We start from the raw sequence: 19,055 nt of genomic DNA on the forward strand, positions 1-19,055 counted from the left end.
GATATATTCATTTTCCTTAAACACATAAAGAATTATTTTGAATATCAAAGAAGCGATCAGGATATCCGCCTTTTTCCGGACGCTGATACGCTTCCTGTTAATGTTATGGCATTTTACTTTACCAGGGGAGGGTTATTGTACATCGGCAACGCGCCTTGATTTAAGAGTACATATTATCCAATAGACAATAATGGAAACCATTAACGAATTAAGGGCCGCGATCCCCGCATCAAAGAGAAGGCCGGCCAGGATCCCCGTTACGCAGGCTATAACGGCCCGCCAGCCGATGACAGGCGTCAATGCCGGGTCCGGCAGGGCATAGTTGGCGCGCGTTTGGTCGAGGAGCCGGCGGCTGGTTCGCAGCAGATAATAATCACAAACCATAACGCCTGCCACCGGAGGGAAAACCACACCCATCAGGATAAGGAAATGCTGATATTGCTCCAGAATGCCGATTAGCGTCAATATCGTGCCGCAGGCACCCAAGATAATCGTCAGCCGGCGATAGCTTAACTTCCTGCCGGTAATGCCTTCGAAAGCGTTGGCCAGCGCCAGGGAAGACGAATACAAATTGGCGTCATTGATTTTCACCGCCGACAAGATCACCGCGGATACGCCTACCCATCCGGCGGTCTGCGTCATCACCGCGACCACGTCCGACGTTCCCAGCGCATGCGCTATCAGGATGGCGATACCGTTAACCACGAATTCGCCGATGATAATCGAGACGGTGATCATCCAGAAAACATGCCGGCCGTTTTTACAATAACGGCTGATATCCGCCGTGGTGACAGCGCCGACGATACAACCGCCCGCTACGCTGGTGGCCGCCATCCCCAGGGTCATGGGTTCGCCGATAGGCGCGGCGGCGACCAGGGCGGCAACATCATGGCCGGCCAGCAGCTCCAGCGCGATCCAGCCGACCACCAGGAAGAAGAGCGGTACCGATATCATGGCCGTCCAGCCCAGGGCGCGAAAACCGCAGGCGACCAGGGCGGTAAGCGCCATGCCGGTAATAACCGCGGAGCAGCCGAAACCGAGCCGCCCTCCCAGCATATAATCAACGCCATGGGCAAAAATGGCGTTCTGCACGCCAAACCACCCTAACAGGCTAAGGGCGATGACAACGCCAATCAGCACCGATCCCGCCTGGCCGAAACCGCACCAGCGGGCCAGCAGGCTGGTGGACAACCCCTCCCTGGCGGCGGCCAGTCCCAGCCCCAGGCCGACGAATTCCAGGATCAGGCTTCCCAGAAAGGTCGCGAACAGCGCCTGGTAAAATGTCATGGCATGGCCAAGCATCGCCCCAAGCAAAAATTGCCCGAGGGTGGTGGTAATGCCGATGCGTATCATGGTCACGGTGAGAAAGCCGGAACGCCGCGCGTCCGGTACGCGCGCGCAGGCATAATCATTGGCGGCAATATTGATTTTTTCCATCACAAATATCCTTATAGTGTAAATAGCGCCAGATGCGGGATCGGCGGTTTATAGGTTGGTTATATATCTAATTTTATAATTTACGTTTAATTAAAATTAAAAAAATGAAGGTGTAAGCTACACGGGCGCCTTCGGCTTAACGGCCTGCATTCTATAATGACAATGTATTTTTATCAGTTATTAATATCTTTTTTACCCCTCTGGACAGTACTATGTTTAAACATTATGATGGGGATATGGACAAGTTGTGATTAATTAGGTGGCACACTAATGGAAGTTAATATGAAATGCGCTGCTGGGATAGCCGAGCGATTTGCAATTGAAATATCACCACAGCTTTTGATGTTCTGGGATAATTCCAGCGAGCCGTGGGGCGTTAAAGATACAGAATCTCGTTATGCCTATGCAAATAAAGCTTATTATGACCTTATTAATGTAAAGCGCTCGTTACACAATATTGAAGGCTGCCTGGACGATCAGTTGCCCTCCTCCATTGCCGAATTCGCCTGGCATTTCAAAGAGCATGACCGCAGCACGCTGCAAGTCAAAGATCGGCTCTGTTCCCTGGAAATTCATCGTTATGGCGGCGAACAGCTGCTACAGCCCTATTATTTTGATAAATTCCCTTTATTTGACCATAGAATCGGCAAATGTATCGGCACCGTTTTCCATGCCCGCAAGTTTGAGCATTTTTCCCTGCTGAAACATATTAACGGCGAGCGTCCCACGTTCTTCTCTTTTTTCCCGCCGGAACAGCTGTTTTCCGAAGGCGAGCTGGACGTGATCTTTTATGCATTGCAATCCATGAGCAGTAAAATAATAGCCAAAAAACTTAACCTCTCGTTCAGGACCGTCGAGAATAGATTGCTTATTGTGTATAAAAAAGCCGGCGTGCACTGTTTAAGCGGGCTAGTGGATTTTTGCCGTGCCAAGGGGTTCGATCGTTACATTCCGCAAAAATTTTTCTGCGCCGGCAGCCAGCTGATCAACATCAATGCCAAAACCCGGCTCTCCGTGCCCGCCGCCTGAAATCATCCCTGCATAAACCCCATAGACTGGCGCGCATGAACGCGGATGCAAAGGCCAGGCCATTCATCCTGCGCTATAGTTAGTACTACATTGACTCAATCCAGCGGCATACGCGCCTTTTCAGGAAATCAGGGACATGGCTGACTTACCTCAAACCGACGCGATACGACGCATTGGGGAACACGGCATCATCGGCGATTTACAGACCTGCGCACTGATCGCCGTTGACGCCAGCATTGACTATTTCTGCTGGCCCGACCTTGACAGTCCGTCCGTGTTCAGCGCGCTGCTGGATACCGACGCGGCCGGGGTTTTCACCTTATCCCCCGATTGGCCGGATGCCCGCAGGCAACAGCTTTACCTGCCCGACAGCAATATCCTGCAAACCCGCTGGCTGGACACTACCGGCTTGGCGGAAATCACCGATTTTATGCCGATCTGCGACGACGAAAACCGCATGCCGCGCATTATACGTCGCCTGAAGGTGCTTCAGGGCGAAGCATGCTTTACGCTGCGCTGCGCGCCGGTGCACGACTATGCCCGCTCGGCCACCCGCGCCCGCCTGGACCATGAGACGGTGGTGTTTACCGCTCCCGGCCAGCCCAGCCTGCGCCTGGTGTCCAGCGTCCCCCTGCATACCGCCGCGGGCACCGCCGCCGTGGCCCGTTTTACGCTTAAAGCCGGTGAACACGCGGAATTTATCTTCGGCAGCGCCCGCGACCCGCAGGTCAATCTGGATAATACCCGGGTATGCTTCGATACCACGCTGCGCTATTGGCGGCGTTGGAGCGCCGCCAGCAGCTATAAAGGGCGCTGGCGGGAAATGGTCAACCGCTCGGCGCTGGCGCTTAAGCTCCTGACCTCCTGGAAACACGGCTCCATTGCCGCCGCCGCCACTTTCGGCCTGCCTGAGCATCTGGGCGGCGCGCGCAACTGGGACTATCGCGCCTCCTGGATCCGCGACGCCTCGTTTAGCGTTTATGCCCTGATGCGCCTGGGTTATATCGAGGAAGCCGGCGCCTTTACCACATGGGTGGGCCGCTGCATGGAAAACAGTCAGTTTGAGCCGGATAAACTGCAGGTCATGTATCGGCTGGACAGCGGTACCGAACTGCCGGAGGCCAGCCTGCCGCATCTGTCGGGCTATGCCGGGTCGGTGCCGGTACGCATCGGCAACGGGGCTTACCGGCAGCTCCAGCTCGATATTTATGGCGAACTGATGGATGCCGTTTACCTGGCGAACAAATATGGCGAGGCTATTTCGCACCGCGGCTGGCAGCATATCGTCAGGATGATCGATCATGTCTGCAACAGCTGGAACCAGCCGGATGCGGGCATCTGGGAAATGCGCGGTGAACCCCAGCATTTCCTGCACTCCCGGCTGATGTGCTGGGTGGCCATCGATCGCGCGCTGCGCCTGGGGATGAAACGCTCCCTGCCCATGCCCTACGATCGCTGGGATCAGGCGCGCACCGATATCCGCGCGGATATCTGGACGCATTTCTGGAATGATGAGCTAGGCCATTTTACCGCCACGCGGCACGGTCAGGACCTGGACGCGTCCATGCTGCTGATGCCGCTGTTCCGTTTTGTCGGCGCCACCGATCCCGACTGGCTCGCCACCCTGGACGCCATCAGGGATACGCTGGTCCAGGACGGCCTGGTGCGGCGCTATAATAACGAAAACACGCCATCCGATACCTTGCCCGGCAGCGAGGGCGCCTTCGCCGCCTGCTCGTTTTGGTATGTAGAGTGCCTGGCGCGCGCGGATCGCCTGGAGGAAGCGCATTTCGAATTCGAAAAACTGCTCAGCTATGCCAATCCGCTCGGCCTGTACGCTGAAGAATTCGACCAGCGGGGCTACCCGCTGGGCAATACGCCGCAGGCGCTGACCCATCTGGCACTGATCAGCGCGGCGTTTTTCCTTGACCGTAAGCTCAGCGGACAGGAACCGCTATGGCAGCCCTGACCGCCCGCCGTTTATGCCGGGAGCTTACGCCGTCTCCGGCAGCAGGCCGATAAAGGTGGTCTTCTTGCGCGGTTCGGTCATCAGCGGCGCCAATTGCTCAACGCAGCGCAGGTAGTGCGCGGTTTTTTTATGCGCCGCCACCGCCTGTTCATCGCGATACGCCTCGTAAATATAAAATCGGGTCGGCACCTGCTCGTCCTGCAGCACGTCGAAGCGTAAATTGCCTGGTTCCTGAATCGAACCAAGATGATTTTGCCGGAAAACCGCAATAAAATCGTCTATCTTGTCGGCTTTGACATTGATCTCCACCAGCGTCACATGCATTACCTGCCCCCTTCTATCGGGTGTTGCTCGCTTTTGAACAGCGCATACGCGCGCTCGGCGTTTTCGCCGTGGTGCACCACCGCCTGCACGGCTTTCAGCATCGCCACCGGCGCCTCGGACTGGAAGATATTCCGCCCCATGTCGACCCCGGATGCGCCCTGGTCAATGGCGCGATAGCACATCTCCAGCGCCTCCCGTTCGGGCAGTTTTTTGCCGCCGGCAATGACGATCGGCACCGGACAGCCCGCCGCCACGCGTTCAAAACCGATATCGGTATAATAGGTCTTGATCACCTGCGCGCCGATTTCGGCGGCAATGCGTGTCGCCAGCGAAAAATAGCGCTGATCGCGCGCCATATCCTTTCCCACGCCCGTGACCGCCATGGTCGGCATGCCGTAGCGCGTGCCCTGGTCAATCAGCTGGATAATATTTTTTATCGACTGATGCTCGTATTCGCTGCCTATATACACCTGCGCCGCCATCGCCGCCACGTTCAGGCGCAGCGCATCTTCAATGGATACCGCCACCGCCTCGTTCGACAGTTCACCTAAGATGGAGTTGGCGCCGGACGCGCGCAGCACCACCGGTTTATTTACCGCCGGCGGCACCTGGCTGCGCAGGATGCCGCGCGTGCACATCAGCACGTCGGTATGGGCGAACAGCGGCGCGATGTGCAAATCGATCCGCTCAAGACCGGTGGTCGGCCCCTGGAAATAACCATGGTCGAACGCCAGCATTACCGTACGGCCGGATACGGGATTGAAAATCCGCGCCAGGCGCGATTGCATGCCCCAGTCAAGCGCTCCGCTGCCCTTGAGGAAAAACGGCACATTGCGCTGCGCCACGCCGATGCCGAAATCCTTGCCGTCCTTGATATCGTCCAAATCAGCCATCATCATGTCTCCTACGCAGACCGGTTAAAAATCGTATTTATCGATATTGTCTTTATTGAACTGCACGCGTTCGGGCAGCAGGACGATGCCGTTGTTCTTGGCCTCATATTGATATCCCTGCACGCTGTTGGCAGAGACCTCCACCGCGCCCACCTGCGGGATGGTCAGCTTATCGCCGACATTGAGGTCGCCCTTTTGCAGCATTTCATGCGCCACATACACCGCAATCTTGCCCTGCTGTACCACATCCCACAGGCCAAAGGTCTTCACCGTACCGCGTTGCACATAGGGACGCATGACATTAGGCGTGCTGAAACCGACGATGGTCACGCCCTTACGGCCAAGATTCTCCGCGGCCTGCGCGGCGGCGGGCAGCGCGTTGGCGTCAGGTGCGATAATCGCATCCAGGTCCGGGTAGGCCTTCAGGATACCCTCGGCGGTTTGCAGGGATTTGGTGGCGTCGTTATAGCCGAACTGCGTGGTAACGATAGTCCAGCCGGGATGATCGGCGCTGATTTTGGCCTTTGCCTCTTTGACCCATTGATTTTGATCGGTAACGGTCGGGCTGGAGTAAAAAAACGCCACCTTGGCCTGCTCCCTGGTGATCTGTTTCGCCGCCATATCCACCAGCAGCGAGCCGAGCTGTTTCGGCGTACCCTGGTTGATATACACCGAACGGCACTCCGGTTTGGTATCGGAATCCCAGGTCAGCACCTTTACCCCGCGTTGCATGGCCCGCTTGAGCGCCGGACACAGGCCGTCGGGCGACACCGCCGATACGATGATGGCGTTGTAGCCCTGGTTGACAAAATTGTTGATTAACTGTACCTGCCCGGAGACGCTGGGCTCGGTAGGGCCGTCATAGGTAACGTCGACGCCCAGTTCCTTGCCCGCCGCCAGCGCGCCGTTGCCGCCGCTGGTAAAAAAACCCACGCCCACCAGCTTGGGGATAAAGGCGATGCGCTCGGCGGCCTGGGCGGTGGCGAACCCCGCGGCCGCCAGCAGGAACGCGCCCGCCATTGCTCTATTGCGCCAGATACTGTTATCCATGTTCGACTCCATTGATCTCAGAGATAGTCATTATAAGGAAACCCGCGGGCGCAGCCGGCGAGTCAGGAAGCGGGCCAATAGTTCCCGATGCAGGCTGGCGGAGCGGCCGATAACCACCAGGATCAGCAGCGCGCCCGACAGGGCGCTGGAGACCTGGTTGGCGACGCCCGCCATTTGCAGGCCCTGCTGCAAAAAGCCCACCAGCAGGGTCGCCAGCGCGGTGCCGAGGATGGAACCGGATCCGCCGTAGATATTGGCCCCGCCGAGCACCGCGGCGGTAATCGCCGGCATCAGCAACGCGCCGCCGAGGTCGGACCGGGCGGAGCCGAAATAAGACACCAGCAGTACCGCGGCCACCGCCGACGCCAGGCCGGTCAAGCCATATACCGCGCACAGGGTGCGCCCGACCGGTACCGCGCTATAACGCGCCACGCGCGCGTTTTGACCGATAACAAAGCAATTGCGGCCGAGCCGCGTGCGGTGCATCAACAGCCAGAACCCAATCAGCGTCAGCAGGAACAGCAGCAGCGGCATCGGCAGACCGCCCGGCGCCAGGTTGGCGACGTCGCTGAAGGCCGCGGGAAAACCGCCGATGCCTTCAAACCCGGTGGCGCCCGCCAGGCCTGACAGCAGCAGGGCGCTGCCGCCGAACAGATACAGCGTGCCAAGGGTTATCACCAGCGGATTCACGCCGGTATAAAGAATCAGGCCGGCGTTAAGCAGCCCGCACGCCAGGCCAAGCAGCAGGGTCAAGGGGATCGCCAGGGACAGGGGCACCCCGCCCTGGAACAGGACCCCGAGCGCGATGGCGCACAGCCCGACGGTGGCGGCGAAAGAGATATCAATCCCGCCGCTGACGATGACCATGGTCAGCGGCAGGGCGACAATGCCGATGGCGATAAAATCACTGGTGCTGAACAACAGCATATTGAGATCCAGCATGCGCGGGTTGATGACGCCGAACAGCAGGATTTCCGCTATCAGCAGCACTATCAGCGCGCCTTCCCAACCATAGCCTTTTAGTTTTGCCGGTTTCATCAGGCCACCCCGCTGTTCTTTTTAGTGGTACCGGAGGCCGCCGCGCGCGCGCCGCCGGGGCGTTTTTTAGCGCCTTTGGCCTTCGCCGCCGGCGCCGGCATAAAACGGGCGTATTTCTGGCGGCGGCGGTTCAACTCCAGCGCCCGGCGCAGGCGGCCGTCGAAAATCAGCACGCCGAGCAGCACCAGGCCGGCGATAAAATCATTCCACCATGCCGGCAGACGCAGCAATACCAGCACGGTGTCGATTTGCGTCAGGAAATAGGCGCCGAGGATGGCGCCTATCACCGTACCGGTGCCGCCCAGCAAACTGATGCCGCCCAGCACGCAGGCGGCGATAGCCTTCATTTCCAGTCCGCTGCCGGTCTGGTTGGGGACAAAACCGATCTGCGAGGCAAACACGATGCCGGCAAGCGATGCCATCGCCCCATTAACGGCAAACGCGGCGATACGGATGGCGTTTACCGGCACGCCTAATTGGCGCGCGCCCTGCAGATTGTCCCCCACCGCATAGAAGTTGCGCCCGAACGCGCTGCGCGAGCATAGCCAGAACAGGCCGGCCAGCAGCAGCATGATCACCCAGCCGATGGGCGAGACGCCAAACCACGACGGATTGGACAAAGACTTTAACCCGGACGGCAGGCCTTCAATCCATTTGCCGCCGGTCAGCAACAGCATCAGTCCCCGGTACAGCCCCAGGGTACCAAGCGTGGCGACAATGGCGGGTATCCGGCACCAGGCGACCAGCACACCGTTAAACAGCCCCGCCGCCAGCCCGGTCAAAAGGGTAAACACAATGGCGGTGGCCAGCGGCCAGCCGGCATTGAGCAACAATCCCAGCGTTACCGCGCAAAGACCGGCGATGGACCCCACCGACACATCGATATTGCGCGTCAGCATAACCAGTGCGGCGCCCATCGCCAGCAGCATCAGGATCTGCGCGCTGCTGAAAATCATCAGCAGCGTCTGGAAACCGATATAACCGCGATCAAGCGCCCCCAGCAGCACAAACAGCACCAGGATGGCCAGCAAGGCGGTAAATTCACGGTTATTCTGCAATAGTCTAAGCATCCGCGATCTCCTCATCCGGGGCATGGGAGCCAAAGGCCATGCGCATCATTTGTTCTACGCTTACGCTGCCGCCCGTCATGGGCGCGCTTAATTGCCCCTGATGCATGACAAAGACCCGGTCCGCCAGCAGCGCTATCTCTTCCGGATCCGAGGAAATCAGCAGCAGCGCCACATTCTGCGCCACCACCCCGCGCAGCAGCCGGTAGATATCGGCGCGCGCCGATACGTCGACGCCGCGCGTCGGTTCGTCGACGATCAGCAGACGGGGCTGCGCTTCCAGGCATTTGGCGATCAATAGCTTTTGCTGGTTGCCGCCCGAGAGGGTGCGCGCCGGCTGATCGGGATCGGCATATCTGATGCCCAGCGCGCGATGGTAGCGTTCCAAGGTGGCTTTTTCCCGCCGGGGATGCAGCCACCAGCCGCGGCGGCCGGCGGTCAGCGCGGCGGTATTCCAGTACAGCGGCGCATCCAGGTACAATCCCGACGACTGCCGGTCCTCCGGCAGGTAGACCAGCCCGGCCGCCAGCCGCTGGGCCAGCGTCAGCGACCCGATATCGCGTCCCTCCAGCCGTAGCTGCCCGCCGCGGACCGGGCGCAGGCCGTAGAGTGTTTCCGCCAGTTCAGTCCGCCCGGCGCCCACCACGCCCGCCAGGCCGATGATTTCTCCGGCATTAACCGTGAAAGAGACGTCGCTAAATCCTTCGCCGGTAAGGCCCGACACGTCCAGTACCGGCCCGCGGGCGGCGAAGGTATTGCGCCGTCCCGGCAATTCCAGCCACATCTTCTGCTCCACCGGCAGGCTATCCACACGCGCCACGGGGGCGATCGCCTGGATAAGCGCGTCGGTGGTAAACGCACCGATGGCGCCGCTGAGGGTAATCGCGCCGTCGCGCATAACGCTGACCCAGTCCGCCAGGGCATGGACCTCCGGCAGTTTATGGGAGATAAACACCACCCCCACCCCTTGACCGGACAGGCCGCGCACCTGTTGAAACAAACGTTGGGTTTCCACGGGGGTCAGCGACGCCGTGGGTTCGTCGAGGATCAGGATACGCGCGTCGCGCATCAGGCCGCGCAGGATCTCGACTAACTGCTGGTCGGCCACTTCCAGCGTGCCGGCCGCGGCCTGCAGCGGCAGATCGCAGCCCAGGCGGTGCAACAGCGCCTGCAATTTCCGGCTATCGGCCTGATGGCGCGGCAGGCGGAACAGGATATTCTCCTTAACCGTCATGTTGGGAAACAGCATCGGCTCCTGGGGCACCAGATAGATACCCAACTGATGCGCCCGGGCGGGCGTCAGCGACGGGCAGGGCTCGCCCATGATGCTCAGGGCGCCGCTGTCCGGCGCCACCACGCCGGCGATGATTTTCATCAGCGTCGACTTACCCGCGCCGTTGCCGCCGAGCAAGGCATGCACTTGCCCCGGCATCAGGGTAAAGGCGATATCTTTTAATACCGCCACGCCTGAATAGTGTTTGCTGACGTTATGCACGCTGAGCAACGGCGTGGGTTCCATCGGGGATGGTAGTATCATGCTGCCTCGACGCGTATGAACAAATGAATTTAAAATTCAAAACTGTTCATAATCCTAGTTGGGCCGTTATAATAAAACCGCCAGATCGATCACATTTTGTGCATCACGGGGTTATTAACCGCCGTACCAGATGGCGGAAAGGTCTTTTTGTCGTCTCCATCACAATTTAGCGTTGTGATTAATTGAACAATTGATTTAAATTTTAATAAGTGTTCTATATGAAGAAAAATAATCCGGATCATTTCAACCCAGCGGACAGCAGCATGGCCGAGCAGGAACTGTTAGCGCGTATAGCGTGGTTTTATTATCACGACGGCATGACCCAGGGAGAGATTGGCGAGCAGCTTGGGCTGACCCGCCTCAAGGTGTCGCGTCTGCTGGAAAAAGGCCGCCAGTCGGGCGTCATCCGCGTACAAATTAACTCCCGTTACGAGGGATGCCTGGAGCTGGAAAACCAATTGCTGGAGCGTTTCGATTTGCGCCACGCGCGGGTGTTGCCGGCCTTGCCGCAGCGGGATATGAGCCAACGCATCGGCATCGGCGCCGCCCAGGAGATCATGAAGCAGCTTCAACCGCAGCAACTGCTGGCGGTGGGTTTTGGCGAAACCGCCATGAGCACGCTGCAGCATCTGAGCGGTTTTATCACCTCGCAGCAGATCAGGCTGGTGACCCTTTCCGGCGGGGTCGGTCCCTATATGACCGGCATCGGCCAGTTGGACGCCGCCTGCAGCGTCAGCATTATCCCGGCGCCGCTGCGCGCGTCCTCGGCAAGCGTGGCGGAAATTTTCCGCCAGGAGCGCAGCGTACAGGATGTCATGCTGACCGCCTGCGCCGCGGATATCGCGGTGGTAGGCATCGGTTCGCTAAGCCAGCGGCGCGAGGCCACCATCATGCGTTCCGGTTATATCAGCGAGGGGGAACAGCTGCTGTTCGGACGCAAGGGCGCGGTGGGCGATATTCTTGGCTATTTTATGCAGCGAAACGGCGAATTGACGGCGGCCATGCCAATCCACCAGGAACTGATCGGCATATCGCTGCGGGATTTGGACAATATTCCCTTGGTGATCGGCGTGGCGGGCGGCGTGGAAAAAGCCGAGGCCATCCTGGCGGCGCTGGCGGGCAAACATATCAACGCCCTGGTCACGGAAGAAAGTACGGTGAGGGCCATGCTCGATAGGCTGTAATCCATACCCATAACGCGCCCCGGCGCGGATAAAACAGAGATAAAACCATGACATCACTCTGTAACCCTACGCACAATGATCCCGCCCCCGGCGGCGATTATCTGATGGCGATCGATGCCGGCACCGGCAGCGTGCGGGCGGTAATTTTCGATACCGCAGGCAATCAGGTGGCCGTGAGCCAGGCTGAATGGCGGCACGTCTCCGACCCCGCCATCCCAGGGTCCATGGACTTTGATCTGGACAACAACTGGCAGCTGGCCTGCGGATGCATACGCCAGGCGCTGCAACGCGCCGGGCTTCCTCCCCTGGCGATTCGGGCGGTGGCCGCCTGCTCCATGCGCGAAGGCATCGTGCTCTATGATCGCCACGGCAAGCCCATCTGGGCCTGCGCCAACGTCGATGCCCGCGCCAGCCGCGAAGTGGCCGAGCTGAAAGAACTGCACGATTATTGTTTTGAGCGCGAGGTGTATGAGTATTCCGGGCAAACCCTGGCGCTGAGCGCCATGCCGCGCCTGTTGTGGCTGGCGCACCACCGGCCGGACGTGTATCGCCGGGCGGCGACGCTGACCATGATAAGCGACTGGCTGGCCTATATGCTTTCCGGGGAACTGGCGGTCGATCCCTCGAACGCCGGCACCACCGGCATGCTGAGTCTCTCCAGCCGCGACTGGCAACGCAGCCTGCTGGATATGGCCGGCCTGCGCGCCGACATGCTCTCGCCGGTGCGCGAGACCGGCACCCTATTGGGCGAGGTCACGCGCCTGGCCGCGCATGCCTGCGGACTGGCGGCGGGCACCCCGGTCGTCATGGGCGGCGGCGATGTACAGCTCGGCAGCCTGGGATTAGGCATCGTGCAGCCGGGACAAACCGCGGTGCTGGGCGGCACCTTTTGGCAGCAGGTGGTTAACCTGCCCGCGCCGATGACCGATCCGGATATGAACATCCGCATCAATCCCCATGTCATCCCCGGCATGACGCAGGCCGAGTGCATCAGCTTTTTTACCGGGCTTACCATGCGCTGGTTTCGCGACGCTTTTTGCAGCGAGGAAAAATCCATCGCCGCGCGCATGGGCGTGGACACCTATAGCCTGCTGGAGGAAATGGCGGCCCGCGTACCGGTGGGATCCCATGGCATCATGCCGATATTTTCCGACGCCATGCATTTTAAATCCTGGTATCACGCCGCCCCCTCGTTTATCAATTTGTCCATCGATCCCGATCGCTGCAATAAACAGACGCTGTTCCGCGCCCTGGAAGAAAACGCGGCCATCGTTTGTGCCTGCAATCTGGAGCAGATCGCCCGCTTCTCAGGCGTACAGGCGCCCTCGTTGGTTTTCGCCGGCGGCGGATCCAAAGGTAAGTTATGGTGCCAGATCCTCAGCGACGTTACCGGCCTGATGGTTAAAGTACCCGAGGTCAAGGAAGCCACGGCGCTGGGCTGCGCCATCGCCGCCGGGGTGGGCGCCGGCATCTATCCGGCGCTGGCCGAAACCGGCGAGCGCCTGGTGCGCTGGGAGCGTGAATACCAGCCCGACATGGAAAACCATCAGCGCTACCAGGAAATGAAAATCAATTGGCAGGCGGTGTACGCCGATCAGCTGGGCCTGGTGGATCATGGCCTGACCACCTCGATGTGGAAAGCGCCCGGGCTGTAAACGGCGGGGAGTGCCGGCCGCGTTGCAGGGATGGCAACGGTATGGCGCAGGTTATATCTCTTAACGGCAGTCATATAAAAAAGGTTGTGGCCTGATAGGTTGCGCCGAACTCCAGGATGTTGAACCCGCGCTTATTTTCCGTGAGTAGTGTTCTGGCGCCGTCTTGCCATTGAAACGAGGTCGCCGGGCATACGCTTATCATGCAATTATTTTGTATTTCCTGATATTCTGTATGCGCATGGCCGCAGCACAGCGCCTTGATTTCATCGTGAGCCTGACAGAGGGCGATAATGTCTTCGCCGTTAAGCAGCATGCAATCATCGACCAAAGGTATACCTACGGCAACGGGGTGATGATGCATAAATAATGCGATATTATTTTTTTCACCGCCGGCGATTTGCCTGCGCAATGTCTCCTGCGCCTGCGCGGACAGGAAACCGCTGTCCTGGTTATTTTGTACGGTGTCGACGCAGATAAATTGCCAATCGTCGCATAACAACGCCTCTATCTTGCCGACGTTTTTTTCCGCGCCGAATACCGCAGCCAGATTTATTGCGTTATCATGATTACCACCCAAATAATAAATCGGCAGACTCAGCCTTTTCATCTGTTGCAGCGCGAGCCGATAAGACGCGTGAGAACCGTCATCAGAGATATCACCGGTAACCAGCAGTGCTTCGCATGCAAAATTATGATGGTCAATAATAACGTCTATCACCGAGGTTAACCCCTCATAGGTATTATAGCCATGGATCGTCGCGCCAGGCGTTGAACGCAGGTGGCTGTCGGTGATCTGGATGATTTTCATTTCTTATCTCCGCTAATATTAATTCATATAACATTATCAAAACTTTTGAATACTATCTTATCGATGACATTATTATCGGATCGAATGACGGGTCATCCATCATGCGCCGATTAACAGGTCGGCCGGCACTTTTACCGCCAAGCGTCAACATATACGATTCAATAATCCATTAAGAATGGCATAATATATTTTATTTTAAAATCATATTATTAAATTCATTATAATTGAATAAAATGACATTTTCATGACCAGACCGGATCAAACAGCAGGTGGCGAAAATAATCCCGCGGTAATTGCCGCCGCAATATAAATCCCGGCCTGACGCTGGCTATTGAGACTGAATAGCGTGGATTATCACGGTAGTATTTTTCATAATCAACCGCTAGAAAGATATTTTCTTAACGCCATGCATTGCGTTTAGATTAACGTATCCTGTCCGCTCCGTGGCGCAGGCCCCATCCCAGACCGGGTTATGCGATGCCTGGGATGTCCGCGCGCTGAGTTGCATCCTCACCCATTTCTGGCGGATGATGGGGTTCTTCACTATTTAACAATAAGAAGGGAATACTATGCGGATCTTAGTTGTCGGCGCAGGCGCTACCGGAGGTTATTTTGGCGGCAGGCTGGCCCAGGCCGGACGCGACGTGACTTTTTTGGTGCGCGGCAAGCGTGCCGATGCGCTGCGCCATCACGGCCTGCGGTTAGTCACTCCCACAGGCGAGACGTCATTGCAACCGCAGCTGATAACCGCTGCGCAAATCAACCGCCCCTTTGACGTCATCCTGTTAACGGTAAAAGCCTTCGGCCTGGAAGCGGCGCTTAACGATATTGCCCCGGCGGTGGGCGCCGATACGATTATCATGCCGATACTCAACGGCATGAAGCATCTGGAGATCCTCATCGACCGCTTCGGCGGGCAGGCGGTTATCGGCGGGTTGTGCAAAATAGCCGCCACCCTTGACGAACAGGGACGGGTCGTGCAATTAAGCCCGCTGCATGAATTCACCTACGGCGAACTGGACGGCTCGCTGTCCGATCGCATCAGCCGGCTTGATGCGCTGTTCAAGGATGCGGGTTTTACCTCCCGGTTATCCACCACCATCATCAACGATATGTGGGAAAAATGGCTGCTGCTGGCAAGCCTCGGCGCCATTACCTGCCTGATGCGCGGCAATATCGGCCAGGTGGCCGCGGCCCCGGGCGGGGAACAGTTCGCCCGCGCGATGATAAACGAGATACTGACGGTGATAACCTCGGCGGGCTATCAGCGGCGCGAAGACTATATCGCGCATACCACCGCGTTATTGACTCAGAAAAATTCAGCGCAAACCTCGTCCATGTACCGGGATATGAACCAGGGTTACCAGGTGGAGGCGGAACAGGTGCTGGGCGATCTGGTGGCAATAGGCCAGCGCGCCGGGCTCGCCACTCCCCTGCTTTGCGCCGCCTATACCCATCTGGCGGTCTATCAGCGCGGCCGGGAGCACGCCATAGCGTCATAGGCGCGGTGAAAAAAATAATTTAAAAAAAGCGAATAAATTGCCACGATGAGGTGTTTACTCTGTATTCCAACCAGGCAATCAGGATACAGGTATGTCAACCACACCTTCCGCGTCGGAAAAAACGCCCTCGCGACGCTATGATAAATGGACCATCACGTTGCATTGGGCAACGGCGTTAATCGTTATTTTTCTTTTTGCCAGCTCGCAGATATGGGAGCAACTGGAGCGCGGTACGCCCTGGCGTAAAGGGCTCCAGTCGCTGCACATCTCCTTCGGTATCATGCTCGCCGCTCTGATTGTCGCCCGGCTTATCTGGCGGGGTACGGCCGGGAAACGATTACCCGCCGCCTCGTCGTCATTATGGCTGCACCGTATCGCCAAGCTGACCCATTGGGCGCTATACCTGCTGCTGATCGGGCAGGTTACCCTGGGCTTTCTGTTCCGGTGGGCTCAGGGCGAACCTTTTCTGTTTTTCGGCCTGTTTCCTGTTCCTGATATTTTCGGCGTCGATCCCATGCTGCGCCGTACGTTCGGCATGCTGCATTTCTATACCGCGTGGACCATTATCATCCTTGCGGGCCTGCATGCCTGCGCGGCGTTATTCCATCACTACGTACTGCGCGACGATACGCTGAAAAGAATGTTCCCGCCGGCAGAATAACGTCCGGATATCCGCCCCTTAACCACCGGAGTACCAACCATGACTTACGCAGCGACTGTAAGGGTATTAAAAAAACGCGTCCTGCCGCTGGCGGGCGGCGTCATGCTGCTGCTGTCCGGCGCGGCGAACGCCATGGGCGACAGTTCGGCCACGACGCCCACCTGTCCCAAGGGACAGATCTACGATTCACGCACCAAAAGCTGCATGGTAGATAAAGGCGGCATGCTATCCGACGCCGATCGCGCCCGGTATGCCTATTCCCTGGCCAAGGCCGGGCGTTATGACGAGGCGCTGGGAGTATTGAATACCCTCAGGCAGCCCAATACCGCCCAGGCCTGGAATTATCGCGGTTACGCCACCCGCAAGCTGGGGCGCACCGACGAGGGCATCGGGTATTATCAGAAATCGATCGCCCTCGATCCGCATTATGCCCAGGTACGCGAATATCTTGGCGAAGCCTATATGATCAAGGGACGTCCGGACCTGGCCAGGGAACAGCTGGCCACGATCAAGACCCTGTGCGGTACCGGATGCGAGGAATATCGCGATCTGGCGGCGGCCATTGACGGCCACCCCGAGCTGTAGGCAGCGCATCCGGCAGTGAGAGGATAAGTGTGAAAGCAGACGAGATCAGAGGCGAACTGGAGCACCATCTGGCGCGCCTTTGGCGCTACGGCATGGTGTTATCGCGCAAACCGGATATCGCCGATGATTTGGTGCAGGCGACCTGCGTGCGCGCCCTGGAGCGTGCGGGGCAGTTTACCGCCGGCACCACCCTGGATCGCTGGCTGTTCACGATTCTGCACTCAATATGGGTCAATGAGATCAGGTCACGGTTAATCCGCCAGGGCCAGGGATTTGTTGATATCGATGGCGCCGATGTTCCAACCGACGACCATAGCGCGGTGAATGCTATTTGGGCGAATCAAGTCATGGCGCGGGTCAACCGGTTGCCGGAGGCGCAGCGCAATGCGGTATTCCTGGTTTATGTGGAAGGTTTTACCTATCAGGAAGCGGCACATACCTTGTCCGTACCTATCGGCACTATTATGAGCCGACTGGCGACCGCCCGGCAACGGCTGGCAAACGACACCGCCGTCGCGTCAGGACGGATCGTGGCAGAGGGGGATTTTTAATGACACAACAACACCCGGCTCCGCCGTTTTCCGATGAAACCCTGGTGGCTTACCTGGATAATGAAATCAGCGCGGAACAACGCCGTCAGATAGAGGAGCAGGTCAGCCGGGACCCACGGCTGGCGGCGCGTCTGGCCCATCTGGATTCCGCCAGCCTGCCGTTTGGCGCGGCTTATGCCGGCCTGCTGGAACAGGCGCCGGTGGCCCGCTTAAAGGCCGGGCTGGCAACGCTGTACGCCGGGTCTTCACCATTGCCGGCGTCGTCTGCGCGCGGGAATGGCGTCAGCCGGCGCCAGCTGATCGCGGCGGTGATAGCGTGCCTGGCGGTGGGCGGCGTGGCCGGACGGCTGTCGGCGGGGCTGGGAGAAGGCGAAGCGCCCGAGGGCAACTGGCGCGGCCTGGTTGCGCAGTATATGTCGCTTTATACCAATGAAACCTTTGCCGACATGCCCGAATCCATGGCACTGCAACACCGGCAGCTGCGCACTATCGGCGCCAAGCTGGGCCTGGCGCTTGAGCCTTCACGCCTGTCCCTGCCGGGGATAGAGCTGAAGTTTGCCCGGATGCTGCGTTACGATAGCCAGCCCATTGCGCAAATCGCCTATCTGGACCCTAGCCATGGCCCACTGGCGTTCTGTATTACCACGGCCGATCGCGCGGTTAACCGCGGCGCGCAAAGCGAAGTCCGCCTGGAGATGAACGTGGTGTACTGGAGCGCGCAAAAGCACCATTTTATGCTGATCGGCCATAATCCGGCGGCGGAAATGCGTACGCTGGCGCAAAAATTAATGCTGGGGTAATCAGTGGTATCACGCAGGCAGCCGTGTAAAACGGACCAGCGCACGGCGGGGGATGTACACGCCCCCTGGCCGGCGCGCCAAGGGTGGGGGGCCAGGCTGCGCCGACGGGCCGCCGGGGGTAAAAGTCAGGCTTCGACGGCGGCAAGCAGCCTGAAGTCCGCGCCGATGCGGATTAATTCCGGCCAGACCGCCATAAGCGTGGAAACGATACTGTCCAAATCTTCCTGGGTTGCGCCGTCCCGGGCCTGGACCGACATGCCTTGCAGCGTGCAGGCCAGATATTTCGCCAACGCCGGGATGTTGGTGCCGGCGGGCAGTTCGTCCTGGGCCTGGCGGGCCAGCAGGAATTCCCGCAGCGTATTTTCCTGCAAATGGTGGCGCGTGCGCAGCAATTCGGCGACATCTTCCGAGGAGGCGGACAACGCCGCCGACGTGCAGATGATAAAGCACCCTGAAGGCAGGCTCTTATCGGTAAAGGTGGCCGCCGCGGCGCGGAAAAAACCTTCCACGGCTTCGGTGATGGAACTGCCGGGGCGTGTCAGCAAGGCTTTGCCTTTCTCGGCGAATTTGCTGACATAGCGTTCCACCGCCGCGCGAAACAACCCTTCTTTATTACCGAACTCGGCATACAGCGTCGGCGCCTTGGCGCCGGTGGCCTCGACCAAATCGGCCATTGAGGTGGCTTCATAACCATGCCGCCAGAACATTTCCAGCGCCTTGTCCAAAGCGATGTCGCGGTCAAACTGCTTAGGGCGTCCACGACCCTTCTTCAGACATGCTGCTTGTTCAATGCTCATGACATCCTCTCTGGCCCAAACTGCGGTGATTGAATAATTAATGGCCATTATAAAAAATCGCGACGCCAGTGTCGAGGTGGTTTTCAGAATTTGTCAAGGCTGTTGCCCCAGGGACATCCCGGCGCGAGGACCGCTTTCGACAGCGGAGAGCGGCAATAATGGTCGAAG

The 19,055-nt window shown here is 58.5% G+C and carries 18 protein-coding genes; 9 read left to right on the forward strand and 9 right to left on the reverse strand.

The window, feature by feature from the left end; all coding sequences use genetic code 11:
* Positions 1-132 precede the first annotated feature (132 nt).
* Complete coding sequence (locus ABUK12_RS13450) at positions 133-1,437, reverse strand: purine-cytosine permease family protein (protein ID WP_410012330.1); 1,305 nt, start codon at positions 1,435-1,437, stop codon at positions 133-135.
* Positions 1,438-1,707: 270 nt separating this feature from the next.
* Between ABUK12_RS13450 and ABUK12_RS13455 the strand changes: the two genes are divergently transcribed.
* Entirely contained in the window at positions 1,708-2,466 is a 759-nt protein-coding gene (locus ABUK12_RS13455) for a helix-turn-helix transcriptional regulator (RefSeq protein ID WP_410012331.1), read from the forward strand.
* A gap of 136 nt (positions 2,467-2,602) precedes the next feature.
* Positions 2,603-4,435 (forward strand): glycoside hydrolase family 15 protein, encoded by a 1,833-nt coding sequence (locus ABUK12_RS13460; RefSeq protein ID WP_410012332.1) that lies wholly within the window; start codon positions 2,603-2,605, stop codon positions 4,433-4,435.
* Between the two features lie 24 nt (positions 4,436-4,459).
* Here the strand turns inward: ABUK12_RS13460 and lsrG are convergent, their stop codons facing one another.
* The 6 genes from lsrG to lsrA are packed head-to-tail and all read right to left on the reverse strand — an operon-like array spanning position 4,460 to position 10,344.
* Positions 4,460-4,759 carry a (4S)-4-hydroxy-5-phosphonooxypentane-2,3-dione isomerase gene (gene lsrG, locus ABUK12_RS13465; RefSeq protein ID WP_410012333.1) on the reverse strand — a complete coding sequence of 100 codons (300 nt, stop codon included), beginning with the start codon at positions 4,757-4,759 and terminating at the stop codon, positions 4,460-4,462.
* On the reverse strand, positions 4,759-5,652 hold the full coding sequence (lsrF, locus tag ABUK12_RS13470; protein ID WP_410016641.1) for a 3-hydroxy-5-phosphonooxypentane-2,4-dione thiolase: 894 nt from the start codon (positions 5,650-5,652) through the stop codon (positions 4,759-4,761). Before lsrF ends, lsrG begins: the two co-directional genes overlap by 1 nt.
* Before the next feature lie 24 nt (positions 5,653-5,676).
* Complete coding sequence (lsrB, locus tag ABUK12_RS13475; RefSeq protein ID WP_410012334.1) at positions 5,677-6,702, reverse strand: autoinducer 2 ABC transporter substrate-binding protein LsrB; 1,026 nt, start codon at positions 6,700-6,702, stop codon at positions 5,677-5,679.
* 30 nt (positions 6,703-6,732) lie between these two features.
* Complete coding sequence (lsrD, locus tag ABUK12_RS13480) at positions 6,733-7,740, reverse strand: autoinducer 2 ABC transporter permease LsrD (RefSeq protein WP_410012336.1); 1,008 nt, start codon at positions 7,738-7,740, stop codon at positions 6,733-6,735.
* On the reverse strand, positions 7,740-8,810 hold the full coding sequence (lsrC, locus tag ABUK12_RS13485) for an autoinducer 2 ABC transporter permease LsrC (RefSeq protein ID WP_410012337.1): 1,071 nt from the start codon (positions 8,808-8,810) through the stop codon (positions 7,740-7,742). Before lsrC ends, lsrD begins: the two co-directional genes overlap by 1 nt.
* Positions 8,803-10,344 carry an autoinducer 2 ABC transporter ATP-binding protein LsrA gene (gene lsrA / locus ABUK12_RS13490; protein ID WP_410012338.1) on the reverse strand — a complete coding sequence of 514 codons (1,542 nt, stop codon included), beginning with the start codon at positions 10,342-10,344 and terminating at the stop codon, positions 8,803-8,805. Before lsrA ends, lsrC begins: the two co-directional genes overlap by 8 nt.
* Before the next feature lie 218 nt (positions 10,345-10,562).
* On the opposite strand from lsrA, the gene lsrR reads away from it, so the two are divergent.
* Positions 10,563-11,528, forward strand: a complete 966-nt coding sequence (gene lsrR, locus ABUK12_RS13495) for a transcriptional regulator LsrR (RefSeq protein ID WP_410012339.1) — start codon at positions 10,563-10,565, stop codon at positions 11,526-11,528.
* A 47-nt stretch (positions 11,529-11,575) separates the two neighbouring features.
* Positions 11,576-13,183, forward strand: coding sequence for an autoinducer-2 kinase (gene lsrK / locus ABUK12_RS13500; protein ID WP_410012340.1), 1,608 nt, complete (start codon positions 11,576-11,578; stop codon positions 13,181-13,183).
* A gap of 70 nt (positions 13,184-13,253) precedes the next feature.
* Here lsrK and ABUK12_RS13505 read toward each other — a convergent pair whose 3' ends face one another.
* The gene (locus ABUK12_RS13505) at positions 13,254-13,991 is read right to left on the reverse strand and encodes a metallophosphoesterase (RefSeq protein ID WP_410012341.1); all 738 of its coding nucleotides are present in this window, start codon (positions 13,989-13,991) and stop codon (positions 13,254-13,256) included.
* Between the two features lie 569 nt (positions 13,992-14,560).
* On the opposite strand from ABUK12_RS13505, the gene panE reads away from it, so the two are divergent.
* From panE to ABUK12_RS13530, 5 genes are all read left to right on the forward strand, one after another.
* A complete protein-coding gene (gene panE, locus ABUK12_RS13510) occupies positions 14,561-15,493 on the forward strand; it encodes a 2-dehydropantoate 2-reductase (protein WP_410012343.1) in 933 nt (310 codons plus the stop codon).
* A gap of 91 nt (positions 15,494-15,584) precedes the next feature.
* Positions 15,585-16,154 (forward strand): cytochrome b, encoded by a 570-nt coding sequence (locus ABUK12_RS13515; RefSeq protein WP_410012344.1) that lies wholly within the window; start codon positions 15,585-15,587, stop codon positions 16,152-16,154.
* Positions 16,155-16,256: 102 nt separating this feature from the next.
* Entirely contained in the window at positions 16,257-16,739 is a 483-nt protein-coding gene (locus ABUK12_RS13520; RefSeq protein WP_410016642.1) for a tetratricopeptide repeat protein, read from the forward strand.
* Positions 16,740-16,762: 23 nt separating this feature from the next.
* Positions 16,763-17,290: a sigma-70 family RNA polymerase sigma factor gene (locus tag ABUK12_RS13525; protein WP_410016643.1), complete on the forward strand. Its 528-nt coding sequence runs from the start codon at positions 16,763-16,765 to the stop codon at positions 17,288-17,290.
* Entirely contained in the window at positions 17,290-18,090 is an 801-nt protein-coding gene (locus ABUK12_RS13530) for an anti-sigma factor family protein (RefSeq protein WP_410012345.1), read from the forward strand. The genes ABUK12_RS13525 and ABUK12_RS13530 overlap by 1 nt, the downstream gene beginning before the upstream one ends.
* A 125-nt stretch (positions 18,091-18,215) precedes the next feature.
* Here the strand turns inward: ABUK12_RS13530 and ABUK12_RS13535 are convergent, their stop codons facing one another.
* Complete coding sequence (locus tag ABUK12_RS13535) at positions 18,216-18,887, reverse strand: TetR/AcrR family transcriptional regulator (RefSeq protein WP_410012346.1); 672 nt, start codon at positions 18,885-18,887, stop codon at positions 18,216-18,218.
* Positions 18,888-19,055 lie beyond the last annotated feature (168 nt).

This window comes from Sodalis sp. C49 (assembly GCF_046352915.1).
Taxonomy (GTDB): domain Bacteria; phylum Pseudomonadota; class Gammaproteobacteria; order Enterobacterales; family Enterobacteriaceae; genus Acerihabitans.